This is a genomic window from Clostridium culturomicium, from assembly GCF_000821305.1.
GTDB lineage: Bacteria > Bacillota > Clostridia > Clostridiales > Clostridiaceae > Clostridium_J > Clostridium_J culturomicium.
Map to the genome: position 1 here is coordinate 51,836 of NZ_CCXK01000014.1, position 16,890 is coordinate 68,725.

Sequence of the window (16,890 nt, forward strand, 5' to 3'; positions counted from 1 at the left end):
CCTGTAAACCTAATCTTTATTTTCTTCCAATAACTTTCTTGCATTTTTCTGCTATATTCTTAGCGCTATATCCATACTTATCTAAAAGCTCATTATAGTCTCCTGATTCTGCAAACTCTGTAGCTCCAACGAATTCCATTGGTGTTGGGCATTCAGCAGCTAACACTTCTGCAACTGCACTTCCCAGTCCTCCATAAATGCTGTGCTCTTCAACGGTTACTATAGCTCCAGTCATATTTGCACAATTTAAAATCAAGTTAGTATCTATTGGTTTAACTGTGTGCATGTCCACAACCATTGCTGATATACCTTCTGCCTCTAAAACCTCTGCTGCAGCTATTGCTTTGTGAAGAACTGTTCCAGTAGCTATTATAGTTACATCCTTACCGTATTTTAAAACTATACCTTTACCTATTTCAAAATTTAAAGTTTCATCATATATAACTGGAGCTGCTGCTCTGCTCAATCTTAAGTAAACAGGTCCATCATATTCTGCTAAAGCAAATACCGCTTTTTCTGTCTGAACTGCATCAGAAACTGACACCACAGTCATATTAGGTATTGCTCTTACAAAAGCCATATCTGTTATTCCATGGTGGCTTGCACCATCATAAGAATCTGATAACCCACAGTAAGTGCCTGCAAGCTTCACATTTAATTTATCATAAGCTATTAAGCTTTGAATTGGATCTGCACCTCTTGTAGTTAAAAAAGTTGCGAAGGTATTTACAAAAGGTACATAGCCATTTGAAGCAAATCCAGCCGCCATAGATACCATATTAATTTCACTAATTCCCACATTAAAGTATCTCTCTGGAAAGGCTTTGCCAAACACAGCACTCTTCGTTGAACCTCCAACGTCTGCCTCTAAAGCAACAATGTTATCTTGTTTTTCACCTAATTTTAATAGAGCCTCTCCAAAAGCATCTCTTATTGCAACACTTTTTCTTTCTAATACAGCTTCCATTAACAAGCACCTCCAAGCTCTGCCTTAGCATTCCTATAATCCTCATCATTTATAGCTTTACCATGCCATGTGTTTTTGCCTTCCATAAAGGAAATACCTTTACCCTTAACCGTTTTAGCTATAATTATTGTTGGTTTGCCCTTACATTTTTTGGCTTCATCCACTGCATCTGATATAGACTCCACATCATGTCCATCACAATCAAGTACATTCCAGCCAAAGCTTGCCCACTTAGCCTTTAAATCACCCATTGGCATAATTTCTTCAAGAGTTCCATCAAGCTGCACTCCGTTGTTGTCTAAGAAGGCAATTAAGTTATCAGCCTTAAATTTTGAAGCTGATAAAGCGCCTTCCCATACTGCCCCTTCTTGAATTTCTCCATCACCAAGTACAACGTAAGTATATGCATTATTTCCCTTTAATTTATCTGCTAAAGCCATTCCAAGTCCTGCTGAAAGCCCTAAGCCTAATGGTCCTGTTGAAAGCTCAATACCACTAGTTTTATGTACACATGGATGACCTTGTAAATTGCTGTTGATTTGTCTTAAAGTCTTTAACTCTTCTTTAGGAAAGAATCCAAGCTCTGCAAGCACTAAATATAACGCTGGAGCTGCATGACCCTTTGATAAAACAAAACGGTCTCTTCCCTCCATCTTAGGATTTTTAGGATCGATGTTCATTTTTTCACAGTATAATGTGGTTACAATCTCCATACATGATAAGGAACCACCTGGATGACCTGTTTGAATTGAGTGTAGAAGATCTACAAGCTCATTACGAAACTGAAGACATAGATTTTGTAATTCTACTTTTCTCTCGTTTTGCATATTTATCTCTCCTTTTATTTCTGCCTGATTTTCACCATGCTATTTATTTGTCATATTAAGTACTTCTTTAACCTCTTTAATACAAAGATTAGGGCTAGATATCACTGGACACTTACATATTTTTGATATTTCATTTTCCATATGAGCCATGGATGCCTGTGCTAAAATAACACAATCATATCCGCTTATCTTACTAGCTGAAGCTCTTAATAAATCATCATGCCTTTTATTATCTAGTGCTTTTATTGCATCAAAGGCTTCATGATTAACTAAAGAATCTATTTCAAGCTCCACACCTGCCCTTGCAGCCTCAGCTTGAAGTTTTTCCTTAGTTGGCTCCACAGTACTTTGAGCTGTTGCCATAACTAAAACCCTTTTACCAAAGGTTACTCCCCTTCTTGCCATAGCGTCATCTATTGCTATAACTGGTATCTTCATGAAAGGACGAATCATTTCAACTACAGGTGTTAAAGTTGAACAAGTTGTAACAATCACATCAGCTCCCGTTAATTCCTGTGTTTTCATATCTAAAAAAAGTCTATTTCGATTATCTATTGTAAACTCCCCAAGCTCATTAGCATTATTAGAAAGAAAATCATCTAAAAGATTACTTACCTTGATGTCTTCCTTAATTTCCGCCCTTAGCTTTTCTTCAAAGGTATTAGAAACACTTTTTACAGTGTGAATAAGAGCAACTGTTTTCACCTTTACTTCCCCCTATACTTCATAAATCTTTTTCATAATAGGTTTTAAGTAAGCCACAGCTCCCTTTGCAGCCTCCTCTTGATTTGGAATCTGATAAATCTCTGTGCAGAAATTGCCAGAGTAACCACACTCCTTAAAGGTTCTAACTATCTTTTCAAAATCAAGACCACAGTGTCCTGGATAACGTCTGTTATTGTCAGCTAAATGTACATGTATATTGTAGCTGCTGTATTTCTTTATTGCTTCTATTACATCCTTCTCCTCTAAGTTAAGGTGGAATATATCCATCATCAGCTTAAAGTTTGGTCTATTTACTCTATCGACCATATCTGCAGCCTCTGCTAAAGTATTTATAAAGTTTGTCTGCATTATAGTAACTGATTCTAAAGCAATATTTACATTCTTAGTTGATGCATAATCACTTACCTCTCTAAACGCTTCAATTGCAAGAGCTTCTGTTTGTTCCTTAAGTAAATCTTTTCTATATCCGCCTCTGATTCTTCCGATATTTACATTGGCACCCAAAAAGCTAGCAAAATCAATAATTTCCTTAGTTCTCTCTATAGCTTCTTTTCTAATTTCAGCCTTAGGATCTGTATAAGTTAAGCCAAGTTGTCCATATATTTCTCCCGTACAAACTAAGATTACTGATAAATTATTCTTTTCTGCTGTTTCTTTTACATAATTCCAATCTAACTTGGAAGGATTTAAGGTCATTAACTCTACTCCCTCATAGCCATATGAAGCTAAATCAGAAAAGCTCTTCTCTAAAGGCCCCTGATAGGCAGTAACTGAATCAGCTATAGCCACATCTGGTGTAGCTACTTGATAACATATCTTCATAGTATCTGCTCCTTATTCTTCTTATTTAGTTTTCCTTGTGTCTATTTATATAAATAGCAACTTTCATGCCAAGTTTTTCATACGGATTTTAATAGAATTTTGCTTATTTTTAATAATGTTTCACTAAAAATAAATGATGTTTCAACAATATCAGCAACTTACGTTTCATTTTGTTTCAGTAACGTTTTAAGAATAATGTTTCACTTTGTTTCGTGCTACAAAACATACATGCTTTTAAAAATTTTCTATTTCCTAAATAAAATAAATTTCTAATTTCGGTTATAAAATAATAAAAGAAACTGAGATAAATTATCATCTCAGTTCCTTAAACATTATTTTCAATTATTATTAGTATCTTGTTAAAACTTCACTTTCCTTTAAGTAGTCAAGGTACTCTTCTTTAGTCATAACAGGTTTAAAATCTCGTACTATTCTTTCACCAATCTCTGCATTATCGTATAATAAATCAATTAATGTACATGCCATAATCTTAATTGGTGTGATATAAGCATCCTCTTCACTTGTAATTTTATAATCTCTGCTGTGTAATCCTCCTGAAATACCTGAACTAACTGGATGCAGAACAGGCATAAACATAGATAAATCTCCTATATCAAAGGAAGCTGTTGACTTATAGAAAGGAAGAATTTCTTCCGCCTGATAAAATCTCTTAGCATTTTCAGTAAATAAATCTGCCATGATTTTATCAGTATTCATTGGTAAATACCCTGGCATATCACTGATTTCAGCATGTCCCCCCATTGCTATAGCTGCGCCTTGAACACAACGATTTATTTTCATATTTGCATCCTTTAAGGCTGGAACATTCATAGCACGTATGCAAGTTTCTAACTGAACATCAGCAGGAACCGTATTTACAATAGCCCCACCCTTTGGCATAATCTGGTGTACTCTTACACAATCCTCATCCTTAAATGTTTCTCTTTGGACATGCATACTATTAATTGCAATCGTTGCCATGTTTAATGCATTTATTCCTTTATAAGGTGTACCACCAGCATGAGCTTCTTGTCCAATAAATTTTATCTTCTTTCCTACAAAGCCTGTACCACTTATTTGAGCTGCAACCTTATATCCATCTTCTTCTATTGGGAAGTTGTGAATCATCATACACATAGAAACGTCGTCAAAAGCACCTTTGTAAGTAAGCTCCTGTTTTCCACTATAATAAGTTAATTCACCCTTATTTTTTAGTTCCTCACGGAAATCAAGCTCAATGTATTCTTCTGCAGGTACTGCCATGAAATCAACTCTTCCATCTAATTCTGAAAGAACTCCTGATTTAACTAGAGCAGCTGCTACTCCATACATTACTGTTGTCTGCATATTGTGTCCACAAGCATGCATAGCTCCTGTATTAATATCACAATCAGTATGGTCCTTACATATAACAGAATCAAGTTCTCCCATCACAGCAACTTTTATCCCTGACTTATTTTCATTACTATAAGCTCTGCAACCTGTTACTGCAATATTTCTGTCAACCTTTAGACCAAGATTCTCTAATTCATCTGCAAGAAGTTTTGTAGTCTTATGTTCTCTATATCCTGTTTCAGGATTTTTATATATTTCTCTACCGATTCTTAAAATATTTTCACGTTCTATATCTATTTGGTTTATAACTCGTTCCTTTAATTGAATTTTATCCATATTAATTCTCCTCTTATATCATGATAAAGTTATACTAAATAACGCCCTTCATTTGCAGTAAGAATTGAGAAACTAAAGCTGATCCAAAATATGTTCCTATAAATACTATAATGGCAACTATTATGATTTTCCAACTTAATTTTTTTATGTCACCAAGACGTGTTCCTATAGATACACCTGCAACTGCTAATATAACCGTACCAATTACACCAGTAGATAAAGAATTAGTTAGTGATAAAAATACATCTGATACTGGGGACATTGGTAAACTTAGTAATAATCCTATAAGAGAAGCCCACGCAAAAGCAGGTACCTTAAGAGGTAATGCTTCTTTAATTTTTAATGAAACTAAGGATATAACAATTATAACCAGCATTCCAAGAATAGCATTTTTTATGTCCATTTCGCTTCCCATATTAAACTTATGTGCAATTAAAATTACTATACCAGATAAAACAAGAACTTTTAGTTGATTTAATGTATTTTCTAACCTTGCTTGCATTGTGATGCCTCCCCTGCTTTTCTCTTATGTATCACTTTTGATAAATGTTTATAAATAAAGTTTGCAACTGGTAACGCAATTAATAATTCCATATATAATCCAGTTACACTAGTCATAATATTAGATGTAGCAGCATATGCTAAGATTTCTTCTGACATAGCTGGCACAGATGCTGCTAAGGCTTGTGATGCCGCTGTCATCATACTTCCGCTACCCATTCCACATGCCATACCAAGAGCATATGGGTGAATACCTGACAATACTCCAAAAGATCCTAATAATCCAAAGAAAATCGTTCCAAATAAATTTCCAACCATATATGTTCCCATTACACCAGTTCCTTCTGGTGAATTAATCCCATATATTTCACTTATTAAACCTAAAGTTGGCTCTCTACATATACTTACTGTAGCTCCAACTGCCTCACGTTTCATGCCTAGCAGCATAGCTATAGGAAGCCCTATGATCATAGTACCTAGATTACCAAACTCTTGTAATATCAAAGCTGGACCTGCAGCAATAAGCTTATCAATATTAGGACCTGCAGATGTTCCTAATTTAACCCCCAATATTAGAAGAATTATCATTATGATATTCTCTGCTAATTTAACCTCTTCTTCACTTACAAGTTTCTTAAGAGATTTAATCTTCTTTCCTAATGCATCCGGTGTTAATAATACTGCTAATATCATAGCAAATATCATAGGTAATATAATGAAATTACCTGGCCCTACTGGGAAGGAAACTGTGCCAATAGTTTCCCCAATAGCACATACCACCCCTAGCAAAGCAAACAGCTTAATGAAAACTGGCCATCTATTTTTCGTACTTAAAACCTGATTAACTTCTGTAGACATAAATCTTCCTCCTATTTTATATGTTTTATATAGTATTATTTTTCAATAATGAATAAACATCTTTTCTTCTGTGAGCTAATAGTGGTAATTCATTTCTAACTCTATCTACGTAATCAAGATCTAACTCAACTATTCTATATCCCTCTTTTTCATCCATATGACAGATCGTATCTCCCCAAGGTGAAACTGCCATAGAATTCCCATAGGATGTATAACATGAACTTTCATCTCTTGCTGGTGCAGTTCCTATTGTATAAACTTGATTATCTAAGGCTCTTGTTCTGAATAAAATGTCCCAGTGTGCTGGCCCAGTAGTCATATTAAAGGCTGCTGGAACTACTATAACCTTCGCTCCCGCTTCTACCATTAAACGAGATAGCTCTGGAAAACGGAAATCATAACAAATAGCAAGTCCCATTTTTCCAAACTCAGTGTCAAATACAGTCACATCTTTGCCAGCTGATAAAGTATCCGATTCCTTAAAACATTGACCGCCTTCAACATTGATATCAAATAAATGCATTTTTCTATGCTTGCCAATTTTGTTTCCTTCACGGTCAAACACATAAGAAGTGTTAAAAACTCTTCCCTCTTCATCTTTTTCTGGAACTGAACCCGCCACTAAATAGATTCCGTGCTCTTTAGCAATACTTGAAAGCATTCTATAGCATGGCCCTCCTTCTGGCTCTCCATATATAGGAAAGTTCTCAGTTTTATAAGGGCAGCAGAACATTTCTGGAAGTACTACCATATCTACATTTTCAGTAACAATTTCATTTATATACTCAGCAGCGATTTCTATATTTCTAAGCTTATCTTCTACAACTCTCATTTGAATCATTGCAACTTTCATCTTACTCATGTATACCCCCCCCTTATTTTAATTGTCCTCTACACTCTATATTTAACTCTTCAAGCACTTCACCATTTGATACTAAATAAGCTTTATCATATAAATTACATACAGGACATATGTGATTTGGAATAATCTCAACCTTATCTCCTATTCTCACTGTATCTCTAAATTCTTTATTATATATAATTGTATGTTCATCATAAACATCATGGATATAAACCTCATTGTAATCCTTGATATATCCTAATCCTCTTGTGGCGCATATTCCCCTGTTTCTTGTTTGTGCTGTTATTCCTTTAGCTCCAACATCTGTAATTACCCTTTCTGAAGTTGGTCTGCTTATTACTGTAGTTAATACTGTAGCTGCACAACGTTCATAACTTCCAATAGCATTTCCTTGTGATGCATCCATTAGAATATATGTTCCAGGTCTTATTTCAGTAACCCCTTCCATTATTCCAAAATCATGCATAAGTGATGGAGTAGAGCCAATGCTTACTACTTCAGCCTTACACCCTAATTCTTCAGCTATTTTAGCAAACCCTAAAGTTCTCTTTACGCTAATTTCATATAAGTCTTTGCACGCTTCTATACTCTCTGCAGCGTATGAGTGCCCATCATGTGAAAATATCCCTTTAAAGTGAACATTCTTGCAATCTTTTATACAGTTTAAAAGAATTTCAAAATCTTTTTCCTCTATAATTCCTGAACGCTCTTCTCCGACTTCAATTTCAACAAGAACTTGAGCTTTTTTAGATGCCCCTTCAAATACCTTCTCGATAACTTCAATCTGCTCTGGGCTATCAACACCAAAAGAAATATTTATAGTTTCAGACAATTTTCTTATGCGCTGAATTTTAGATTCTCCTACTATTTCATTTGCTATAAATATATCATTAATACCATTTTGGGCCATTACCTCTGCTTCTCCAACTTTTGCAACAGCAATTCCTTTTGCTCCGCACTCTTCTTGGATCTTAGCTAGTCTTGGCATTTTATGAGTTTTAGTATGAGGTCGTAATGAAACCCCATACTTATTAGCATGCTCCTGCATAAATTTTATATTATTCATCATAATTTCTTTATTAATAATTAATGATGGTGTATCTAATTCCGTATACTTCATTTTATCCTCCTACTACTTCGCTGCTGCTACTGCTTCTATCTCAACTAAGCATCCAGCATATAGGTTATTTGATGGTACAACCACTCTAGCTGGTTTATGATCTCCAAAGAACTCAGAGTATACTTCATTTAAATCTGGCCAGTACTTTACATCCGGTACATATACTCTACACATGATAACATCTGTTCTTTCTAAACCTGCTGCCTTTAAAACTGTATTTAAATTCTCTAGTGATTGTCTAGCTTCTGCTTTAACTCCACCTTCTGGAATCTTTCCTGTTTCTGGATTAATTGATAATTGTCCAGATATATAAAGTACACCATTGTGCTCCATAGCTGGCACATAGTGACCCCCGTCTCTAGTTGAATAAAGTGTTTCAATTTTTCTCATAATAAATTTCCTCCTAATAGTTATATAAATTTCTTTTACGCTAAATATATATAGCAATAACCGTGCCAACTTTAAAATTACGTAAAAACAAGCTTTTCTGATAGTTTTTTACCATATAAAAGGGATTTTTAATTGTATTGTTCATTTTTAATCCCATTAACCTGAACCCCTTATAATCACTATACTCTCAACAATTACTTCAAATGTAAAATAACTTATTTTTCCTTCACCAGATTGATAATTTATTGATTTTTCTAACTTTTTCAACTATACTTTCTTTATTGGGTTTAAAAAATTATAACTTCGTATAAAATCCCATAAAACTATTAAGGAGGCTATATATTGAAATATAAACTAAGTATAATTTCTAAAAACTACTGGAGTAGTGACTTTTTAAAAATTCAAATTAATGAGATCTTTAATAACCTCTTTCATATAACCTGTCACTCTCCTGATACAACACCAATAATACCTATATATGATGCTGACATGATTCTACTTCATGAGCCATCAGTGCTAATAGAAATGCAAGATTATATAAAGTGTGATTGCCCTGTACTTCTTATGCGAAGAACAATTACCTCAAAAGCATTACAAAAACTAAAAGAAATCCCAGCTGGTTCAACTGCTATAGTTGTAAACTTAAATGACTATATGGCCAAAGAAACCCTTACAAATATTTATCAACTCGGTATAAAAAATATCTCAATGTCAACTTGGAATCCATCTCAAGGTGAAATTCCAAAAACAGATTACATCATAACTCCAAGAGTCTATGACTTTTTGCCAACTTCATCTGTTCCAACCATTGTCCTTGGAAGCAGAATTCTTACAGCAGATATAATTATGGATGTACTTTCATACTTCAATATTGATATTGACATTGCAGATAGCATAATTAAAAACCATATGATAAAAGCTCCAAGCTTTTTCCACGGAGTTAATTATCTTCTAGAGAATAATCGATTCATGTCAATCCAATGGGATATATTATTTAATAAAATAAATAAAGGGATAGCTGTGGTAAATAAGGACAACTCTATAAGTTCGATGAATAAGCTATTTTCACAATACATAGATTCAAATGAAAAACTTTCACTTGAAGATTTATCTTCACTTCACAAAGACTTATCTATAGTTCTGCAAAGTGACAAGCTTACTAATGAACTAGTTTATATTAATAATAAAAAATTTGTTTTAAACACAAATAACATGAAAAACAAATCTCATTATCTTGGAAAAATAATTACAATTGAACCTTATAATCAAATTCAAAGTATTCAACAGTCGGTTCATAAAAAGATAGTTGGAAATGAAAATGTGGCTAAATATCATTTTGATGATATAATTTCAAAAGATAAGAGTATGCAGAAGTGTATAACAATTGGGAAACGTATAGCCAATTCCTCATCACCTATATTAATTTATGGTGAAAGTGGAACTGGAAAAGAGCTAATGGCTAGTTCAATTCACAATTTTTCTGACAGAGCTAGTAAACCTTATGTAGCAGTTAACTGTGCTGGAATACCTAACGAACTCCTTGAATCAGAGTTTTTTGGATATCAGGATGGTGCTTTTACAGGAGCAAAACGTGGAGGAAGCATTGGACTTTTCGAAAAAGCTAATGGTGGAACTATCTTCTTAGATGAAATTTCAGAAATCCCTTATACTCTTCAAGCTCGCTTACTTAGAGTTTTACAAGAAAAAGAAATTCGAAAAGTAGGTTCAAATTACAACATTAGCATAGATGTTAGAATAATCGCAGCTTCAAATAAAAACTTATATGAAATGGTTGAAGAAAATTTATTTAGACGTGATTTATATTACAGACTTAATACATTTCAACTAACTCTTCCTCCACTCAAAAAAAGAACAGAAGATATTCCTATATTATGTGATTATTATCTAAATCAAATCAGTCCTGGCAGAAAAATTACAAAAGAATTTTATGCTTTTGCTTCTAAATATCCATGGCCAGGAAATATTAGAGAATTAAAAAATATAATAGAATTTATGAGTATAATTTCTGACTCAGACATACAAGTAAAAAATCTTCCTGATTACATAAAAAATTTAAAACTTTTGGATACGATGAACTATAATAAAGATATGCCATTTAAAGAAATCTTAATGCTTAAATCAATTTATTCATGCATTAATGATAATCTAAATACAGGAAGAAGAAGCCTTGCAGAATACTTCTCTGAAAACTATTATTCAATCTCAGAAATGGAAACAAGAAAACTTCTTCATACTTTAGAAGAAAAAGAATTTATTATTATCCAAAAAGGAAGAAGTGGTTGTGCACTAACCGAAAAAGGACTATCCTTAATCTCATAATTACAAACCACTTCTTTAATATTATTTTTGATCAATTTATTTTTATTCTTTAAACAAAAAGTGGATTCCTTGAATCCACTTTTTAAAGACTGTTTTATATTACAATATTATACTTTTAATTTTAATTATTTTATTCCGTTAGCTTCCATATACTCTTTCTCATATTGAGTTACATATTCAGTAGCTGTTTTAGAATCCATGTAGTTACTAATTAACTTATTCTTCTCTAAGTAATCATTTTTCCACATATCTGTTTCAGACACTTTACCTAAAACCTCACTCCAGAAAGCTACTGCTTCATCGCTCATTTCAGCTGGTGCAGCAACGCCTCTCCAAATTGGCACTTCAACATCTTCATAGTCTCCAATTTCACTTAACTTAGGAGCATCTGCAAGGTTTCCAGTATATCTTTCAGTTGAAAGAGCTAAAACTGGTATTAAAGATCCAGCTTCAACGTACTCAGTTGCAGCTGCTGGCTTAGATATAACGAAATCTACATGTCCACCAAGTCCTGCTGTAATAGCGTCTCCTGTTGAATCATAAGTTATATATGCCATATTATCCTTTGAAACTCCAATTTCTTCTATCATTGCCTCATAGGTAGCAATATCATCACCTTTAGAACCACCAATAACTACTTTCTTACCACCTTCAGCTGCTTTAATTGCTGCTGCAAAGTCTGCATAGGAAGTATCCTTGCTCTTGAATATAAGCTGCTTATCTACAGCCATTACTGCTATAATTTTAAAGTTTGAAGAACGATTTTTAGTATTTTTAACCATTGGCATTAAGTCACCACTATTAAAAGTTAATAAAGTACAATCAGCCTTATTTCCTTTAGTCATTGCAACTTCATTTCTTCCAATCTCTCCACTACCGTCTGTCTTGTTTGTAACAACAATAGTTTGACCATTTACTAAATCTTCCTTAGTCATTATATCTGAAATCATTCTAGTATAAATGTCACTTCCACCACCTGGACTACTTGTTACTGTCCAGTTTACAGTATCCTTTGGTACAAAGGTACCATCACCACTATCACTGTCCTTTTTTCCACAACCTGTAAAAATCATTGACATTGCTAAAACCCCTGTTAGCATAAGAGCTATCTTTTTTTTCATTTTAAATTCCCCCATTTTCTTATATTAAAAATTAATTTTAATCCTATCAAATTTTAAAATGTTAACCCTTTATCGTCTGTTCCTTAGCTGCCTTTTTTCTCTTAAGAACTGATTTAATCATCGGTGTAGCTACAAGTGCTAAGAAAACTATCATTAACACACAAGTTATTGGTCTTGTGAAGAATATATTCAAGCTTCCACCTGATATAATGAAGGCTTTTCTCATATTAGACTCAAGAAGTGGTGCTAATACAAAAGCTAATAACATTGGTGCTGTCGGATAATCATTTTTACTTAAGAAATATCCTAGTATACCAGATAAAAACATAATTAGTACACCATACATTGAGTTGCTTGAACTATAAGAACCAACAATACATACTATTGTTATACATGGAATCATATATTTTATTGGTACAGATAATATCTTAAGTAAAAAAGGAATTACTAAAATAGCTATAACTAAAGTTAATATATTAGCTAGGAAAAGTGATGCAATAAGTCCCCAAGTAAATTCTGGCTCATTCGTAAATAGTAGTGGTCCTGGACTCAATCCCCACATCATAAGTCCTCCAAGTAGTACAGCTCCTGTACCTGAACCTGGAATTCCAAGTGCTAAAAGTGGTGCAAATGCTCCTGCTGCTGCCGCATTATTTGCAGACTCACAAGCTGCTATCCCCTCAATAGCTCCGCTTCCTAGTGGCTCCTCACTTTTAAATTTCTTTTGCACTGCGTACCCCATAAAAGAACCAGTGGTTGCTCCAGCTCCTGGTAATACTCCAACAAAAGTTCCGAGTACTCCTGAACGTAGTGCTGGAGGTAATAATCTTTTAAAATCATGTTTCGTCAACAAACTTCCTTTAATACTTAACTTCATATCTGAATTCTTCTTAACTTCACTATTTCGATCAAGTACTTGCTTAATAACCTGTGAGAATCCAACTGTACCAATGACAAAAGGAGTAAAAGGTATTCCTCCTAAAAGGTGCATACTTCCAAAATCATATCTTGGTGCACCTGATAATGTATCCATCCCCATACAAGCTAATAAAATACCAAGCATTGTAACAACGACACCCTTAGTAGGGTTTTCTCCAACCAGCCAGCTGATAGACGTCATAGCAATCAATAATAATGCTGTCATTTCAGATGGTCCAAATTTTAAACCTAAGTCAGCAAGAGCTGGACCAGTGAATGTAAGTATAATTATTCCAATAGTTCCACCTATAAAAGATGACATATTAGCAGTAAATAATGCTTGCCCTGGTCTCTTTTTATTAATTGCCATCGGATATCCATCTATAGCCGTCATTATAGCAGGTGAATCGCCAGGAATATTAAGTAATATTGCACTAAAGCTTCCACCATACATATTGGAATAATAAAGAGCACCAAGCATGATAATTGCAGTTGTTGGATTAAATTTATAAGTAAGTGGTAACAGTAACGCAACTCCAGCTAAACTTCCTATACCGGGCATAGCTCCAACAATTAGTCCTAAAATAGCTCCAAGTGCTGCTGCCCCAATATTTTGAATTGATAATGCAACCTGAAAACCGTCTAATAATAGTCCTATATTTTCCATTATATAATTCTCCTTTCTACATCATTGCTTCAAAAATTCCCATAGGGAATTGAATGCCTAGCCATAAGTGAAAAACCCCTATCACTATCACCATAATAACGGCTGTAACTGTTAATGTAGATTTCCATGGGGTCTTTTCAAAAACTTTTAGCCAAACTATTACATATACAAAACAACTCGGTAATAATCCAATAATAAAAGTGGCTGCAATTATTCCTGCAGCTGCTGCTATAACCATAAGTTCATCTTTGTGAAACTTTGGTTTATCAACTTCCTTTAAGGATTGAACAAAGGATAAAATACTTGTAAGAAACATTACTATCGCCATAATAAATGGGAAGAATCCTGGCTGTGGTCCATCGACTTCATGCCAAAAACCTAGCTGAGTAAACCCTATGTATGCAAATACTATGGCAATACCTGCAAGTATAAGAGGCAATATTTGTTTAATTCCAATCTTTTTCATATTTTTAACCCCTCCAAAATTAAAACACTACTCTGCACTTCTAATATGTGAAGCCATTTTAGCTGCCATCTTAACTGCATTTTCAAAAGCAGAAGTTTTAACTATTCCTTTTCCTGCAATGTCATAAGCAGTTCCATGAGCACAGGTTACAATTGGTGCTGGAAACCCACCAGCAATAGTAATTCCCTGATCAAAACCTTTAAGTTTTAAAGCTATCTGACCTTGGTCATGATACATAGTTACAACTCCATCAAAAGCTCCATCAAAAGCTTTAATGAAAAGAATATCCGATGGGTATGGCCCCTTAACATCAATTCCTTCTGCTACAGCTCTCTCTATTGCTGGTGTAATAATATCAATTTCTTCCCTTCCACATTTACCACCTTCACCACAGTGTGGGTTTAAAGCCGCAAGTCCCAGCCTTGGTTTAGCTATTCCAGAATTCTTTAGAGTTGTGTTAGCTAATGTAATAGCTCTCATTATTGTATTTACTGATAAGTTATCACTTACCTTACTTATTGGAATATGACTTGTAGTTCTTGTTGTCCATAAGTCACCTAGCACGTTTATTTCTCCAAATGGTGCTGTATGATTGAAAAGGTTTGCCATATAATGATGTTCACTTTCGAATTTACAGCCTGCCTGTATCATTGCAGCCTTATTTAAAGGCCCAAAGCAGAACCCATCAATTTCTTTATTTTCAAACAATTCAACACCTAGCTTCAATAAATCTAAACAAGCTTTACCACTTTCTAAGCTTATTTTTCCATAAGGAACATCTTCAGGATTTAAATTTTGCTGATCTAATACTGGAATACCATCCTTCCATGTTGCTTCATCAATCTTATTAATTACTTGTACTGGAATATCAAGACCACAAGTCTTTGCTCCTCTTTCAAACACTCTTAAATCGCCTAATATAACTGGCCTGCAGTGTTCTTCATAAAATCCATCTGCAGCTAACTTTGAAATAATTTCAGGACCTACCCCTGCAGCATCTCCTAATATAATTCCTAAAATTGGTTTTGCATTCACTTTATCCATCTCCCTTTACTTTCTAGTTGAAAATTTTCATCTGCAAATATAATAAAGCAAGAACAATGCCAACCTTATCTAAAATCCTCTTCACCCCCTTTTTTTCAACATTCGACTTAATTTCACCTTCTTTTCTGTATACAATTTCATGTTTTTATTTTCAATTCTTTACCTAGTCATGCCATTCTAAATTTTCTTCCAAATTATAAAGCAATTAAATGAAACACTTTAGTTTCACTTTGTTTCATTTAATCATTTTTGTTTCAAAACACAAAATATGTTTCACCCTGTTTATTTTAACAATCTCCCCTTAAAACATTTCTATAAATGTAAAATAATTGTATAATATTCATATAATCATAATATCTTGAGAAAGGATGTGCAGCCTAAGTGAGAAAACTTAGACCAAGCAACTACTGGAATATAGGAAAGATAGAAAGCTGGCTATCGGACATGGCCTTAGAAGGCTATTTTCTTCAAACCATGGACAAAAATTTTTGCGAATTTGAAAAAAGTGCTCCCAAAACCCTTTCTTATCGAATAGAAATCGCTGAAGATGGTAAGGATTTATCTCGCGATCAGCACCTAAAGTACATGAGAGACATTTGGACTAATACAACAAACTTTAATAAGTTTCATGTATTCAGTTGTCCCTATGAATTTGTGAGCCCAGAGCCAAATCCCTATCCTGAAGAATTAGCAAAATCTCTAAAGCCAATTTTCAGAAAGAACCTTTTAGCTTTATTTGGAATAATCTTAGGGTCACTAGCTGCAATATGGTTCTTTCCATACCTTCTTAACGAAATGCTCATTGTTAAAACTTTAAATGGTTCAACGGCAGATATGGTGACACTGCTCATTGTTCTATATGCTGTTTTCACTTTATTAAGGGAACTTTATTTTCAAGGACGATTAATAAGAAAACTCTCTAAAGGAATTCCAATTAATCATCATACACCATGGAGAAAAACCTATTGGACTGCTTATTCCTTCTGGCTTGGCAGAAACCTTCTTATAATAGGTATTTTTCTCTCAAGTTTTTTCCTTTTATTTGCTGATGAAAATGCACTACCTAAGGGTGACTCTAAACTTCCTATCGTGAGACTTGAAACCATTGAAACTGCCGATGGTTCTTCCTTTGATTATTCAAAGCTTGGGACTGCAACCTACTATAAAAGCTTTAGTTTAATTGCTCCTTTGCAATATTCCTCTAAAGAATATTTAGGTACAGATCCATATAAAGTAACCAGTCTTGAAACCGCTACCTATAAATTAGCAATACCTTCTATGAATAAATTTATAGGTACTGCTTTAGTTTCTAATTATGATAGGTATTATGACGAAATATATAGGGATAAACTTACCTTCCCTGAACCTATTACCAATGAATTTTTTGATATCCTAGTTGTACGGGATAACAGCTATGCAAATGAAATTTTTGCTGCTAAAGGCAGATGGGTTATTCATTTAACCTATATCGGTGATAAATCAACCGATGATATGATTAAAGCTGCAGCAGATTTATTAAATAAAATCAAGAAAACTTAACCATGGATAAATACCTTAGTATATCACCGCCTAAACTTATTGATGTCGATA

16 protein-coding genes are annotated in these 16,890 nt (G+C 33.9%); 2 read left to right on the top strand and 14 right to left on the bottom strand.

Going from position 1 to position 16,890, the window contains the following annotated elements; genetic code table 11:
* Nucleotides 1-16 precede the first annotated feature (16 nt).
* The 10 genes from BN1075_RS04165 to BN1075_RS04210 form a co-directional block, all read right to left on the bottom strand.
* Nucleotides 17-967: a transketolase family protein gene (locus BN1075_RS04165; protein ID WP_040191837.1), complete on the bottom strand. Its 951-nt coding sequence runs from the start codon at nucleotides 965-967 to the stop codon at nucleotides 17-19.
* Entirely contained in the window at nucleotides 967-1,800 is an 834-nt protein-coding gene (locus BN1075_RS04170) for a transketolase (protein WP_081911486.1), read from the bottom strand. Before BN1075_RS04170 ends, BN1075_RS04165 begins: the two co-directional genes overlap by 1 nt.
* Before the next feature lie 33 nt (nucleotides 1,801-1,833).
* Complete coding sequence (locus tag BN1075_RS04175) at nucleotides 1,834-2,499, bottom strand: aspartate/glutamate racemase family protein (protein WP_040191840.1); 666 nt, start codon at nucleotides 2,497-2,499, stop codon at nucleotides 1,834-1,836.
* A 12-nt stretch (nucleotides 2,500-2,511) separates the two neighbouring features.
* Entirely contained in the window at nucleotides 2,512-3,342 is an 831-nt protein-coding gene (locus tag BN1075_RS04180) for a sugar phosphate isomerase/epimerase family protein (protein ID WP_040191841.1), read from the bottom strand.
* A 348-nt stretch (nucleotides 3,343-3,690) separates the two neighbouring features.
* Nucleotides 3,691-5,013 carry an amidohydrolase gene (locus BN1075_RS04185; protein ID WP_040191842.1) on the bottom strand — a complete coding sequence of 441 codons (1,323 nt, stop codon included), beginning with the start codon at nucleotides 5,011-5,013 and terminating at the stop codon, nucleotides 3,691-3,693.
* A 34-nt stretch (nucleotides 5,014-5,047) separates the two neighbouring features.
* Nucleotides 5,048-5,515 (bottom strand): hypothetical protein, encoded by a 468-nt coding sequence (locus tag BN1075_RS04190; protein ID WP_040191843.1) that lies wholly within the window; start codon nucleotides 5,513-5,515, stop codon nucleotides 5,048-5,050.
* Nucleotides 5,500-6,372: a DUF3100 domain-containing protein gene (locus tag BN1075_RS04195; RefSeq protein WP_081911487.1), complete on the bottom strand. Its 873-nt coding sequence runs from the start codon at nucleotides 6,370-6,372 to the stop codon at nucleotides 5,500-5,502. Before BN1075_RS04195 ends, BN1075_RS04190 begins: the two co-directional genes overlap by 16 nt.
* Before the next feature lie 25 nt (nucleotides 6,373-6,397).
* On the bottom strand, nucleotides 6,398-7,234 hold the full coding sequence (locus BN1075_RS04200) for a carbon-nitrogen hydrolase family protein (protein WP_040191844.1): 837 nt from the start codon (nucleotides 7,232-7,234) through the stop codon (nucleotides 6,398-6,400).
* A gap of 13 nt (nucleotides 7,235-7,247) precedes the next feature.
* Nucleotides 7,248-8,354: a D-TA family PLP-dependent enzyme gene (locus tag BN1075_RS04205; RefSeq protein WP_040191845.1), complete on the bottom strand. Its 1,107-nt coding sequence runs from the start codon at nucleotides 8,352-8,354 to the stop codon at nucleotides 7,248-7,250.
* 12 nt (nucleotides 8,355-8,366) lie between these two features.
* Nucleotides 8,367-8,744 carry a RidA family protein gene (locus BN1075_RS04210; protein ID WP_040191846.1) on the bottom strand — a complete coding sequence of 126 codons (378 nt, stop codon included), beginning with the start codon at nucleotides 8,742-8,744 and terminating at the stop codon, nucleotides 8,367-8,369.
* A gap of 342 nt (nucleotides 8,745-9,086) precedes the next feature.
* Between BN1075_RS04210 and BN1075_RS04215 the strand changes: the two genes are divergently transcribed.
* Nucleotides 9,087-11,084: a sigma 54-interacting transcriptional regulator gene (locus tag BN1075_RS04215; protein WP_040191847.1), complete on the top strand. Its 1,998-nt coding sequence runs from the start codon at nucleotides 9,087-9,089 to the stop codon at nucleotides 11,082-11,084.
* 125 nt (nucleotides 11,085-11,209) lie between these two features.
* Here BN1075_RS04215 and BN1075_RS04220 read toward each other — a convergent pair whose 3' ends face one another.
* From BN1075_RS04220 to BN1075_RS04235, 4 genes are all read right to left on the bottom strand, one after another.
* On the bottom strand, nucleotides 11,210-12,205 hold the full coding sequence (locus BN1075_RS04220) for a Bug family tripartite tricarboxylate transporter substrate binding protein (protein WP_040191848.1): 996 nt from the start codon (nucleotides 12,203-12,205) through the stop codon (nucleotides 11,210-11,212).
* A gap of 61 nt (nucleotides 12,206-12,266) precedes the next feature.
* Nucleotides 12,267-13,790: a tripartite tricarboxylate transporter permease gene (locus tag BN1075_RS04225; protein WP_040191850.1), complete on the bottom strand. Its 1,524-nt coding sequence runs from the start codon at nucleotides 13,788-13,790 to the stop codon at nucleotides 12,267-12,269.
* 16 nt (nucleotides 13,791-13,806) lie between these two features.
* Nucleotides 13,807-14,256 carry a tripartite tricarboxylate transporter TctB family protein gene (locus BN1075_RS04230; protein ID WP_040191851.1) on the bottom strand — a complete coding sequence of 150 codons (450 nt, stop codon included), beginning with the start codon at nucleotides 14,254-14,256 and terminating at the stop codon, nucleotides 13,807-13,809.
* A gap of 27 nt (nucleotides 14,257-14,283) precedes the next feature.
* Nucleotides 14,284-15,300 (bottom strand): PdxA family dehydrogenase, encoded by a 1,017-nt coding sequence (locus BN1075_RS04235; protein ID WP_404987956.1) that lies wholly within the window; start codon nucleotides 15,298-15,300, stop codon nucleotides 14,284-14,286.
* A gap of 381 nt (nucleotides 15,301-15,681) precedes the next feature.
* Between BN1075_RS04235 and BN1075_RS04240 the strand changes: the two genes are divergently transcribed.
* Nucleotides 15,682-16,839, top strand: a complete 1,158-nt coding sequence (locus tag BN1075_RS04240; RefSeq protein ID WP_040191854.1) for a DUF2812 domain-containing protein — start codon at nucleotides 15,682-15,684, stop codon at nucleotides 16,837-16,839.
* The last annotated feature ends 51 nt before the right edge of the window (nucleotides 16,840-16,890 follow it).

Coding starts and splice junctions, on each gene's coding strand:
- BN1075_RS04165 (WP_040191837.1), bottom strand. CDS start 967: ATGGAAGCTGTATTAGAAAGAAAAAGTGTTGCAATAAGAGATGCTTTT.
- BN1075_RS04180 (WP_040191841.1), bottom strand. CDS start 3,342: ATGAAGATATGTTATCAAGTAGCTACACCAGATGTGGCTATAGCTGAT.
- BN1075_RS04185 (WP_040191842.1), bottom strand. CDS start 5,013: ATGGATAAAATTCAATTAAAGGAACGAGTTATAAACCAAATAGATATA.
- BN1075_RS04190 (WP_040191843.1), bottom strand. CDS start 5,515: ATGCAAGCAAGGTTAGAAAATACATTAAATCAACTAAAAGTTCTTGTT.
- BN1075_RS04195 (WP_081911487.1), bottom strand. CDS start 6,372: ATGTCTACAGAAGTTAATCAGGTTTTAAGTACGAAAAATAGATGGCCA.
- BN1075_RS04200 (WP_040191844.1), bottom strand. CDS start 7,234: ATGAGTAAGATGAAAGTTGCAATGATTCAAATGAGAGTTGTAGAAGAT.
- BN1075_RS04205 (WP_040191845.1), bottom strand. CDS start 8,354: ATGAAGTATACGGAATTAGATACACCATCATTAATTATTAATAAAGAA.
- BN1075_RS04210 (WP_040191846.1), bottom strand. CDS start 8,744: ATGAGAAAAATTGAAACACTTTATTCAACTAGAGACGGGGGTCACTAT.
- BN1075_RS04220 (WP_040191848.1), bottom strand. CDS start 12,205: ATGAAAAAAAAGATAGCTCTTATGCTAACAGGGGTTTTAGCAATGTCA.
- BN1075_RS04225 (WP_040191850.1), bottom strand. CDS start 13,790: ATGGAAAATATAGGACTATTATTAGACGGTTTTCAGGTTGCATTATCA.
- BN1075_RS04230 (WP_040191851.1), bottom strand. CDS start 14,256: ATGAAAAAGATTGGAATTAAACAAATATTGCCTCTTATACTTGCAGGT.
- BN1075_RS04235 (WP_404987956.1), bottom strand. CDS start 15,300: ATGGATAAAGTGAATGCAAAACCAATTTTAGGAATTATATTAGGAGAT.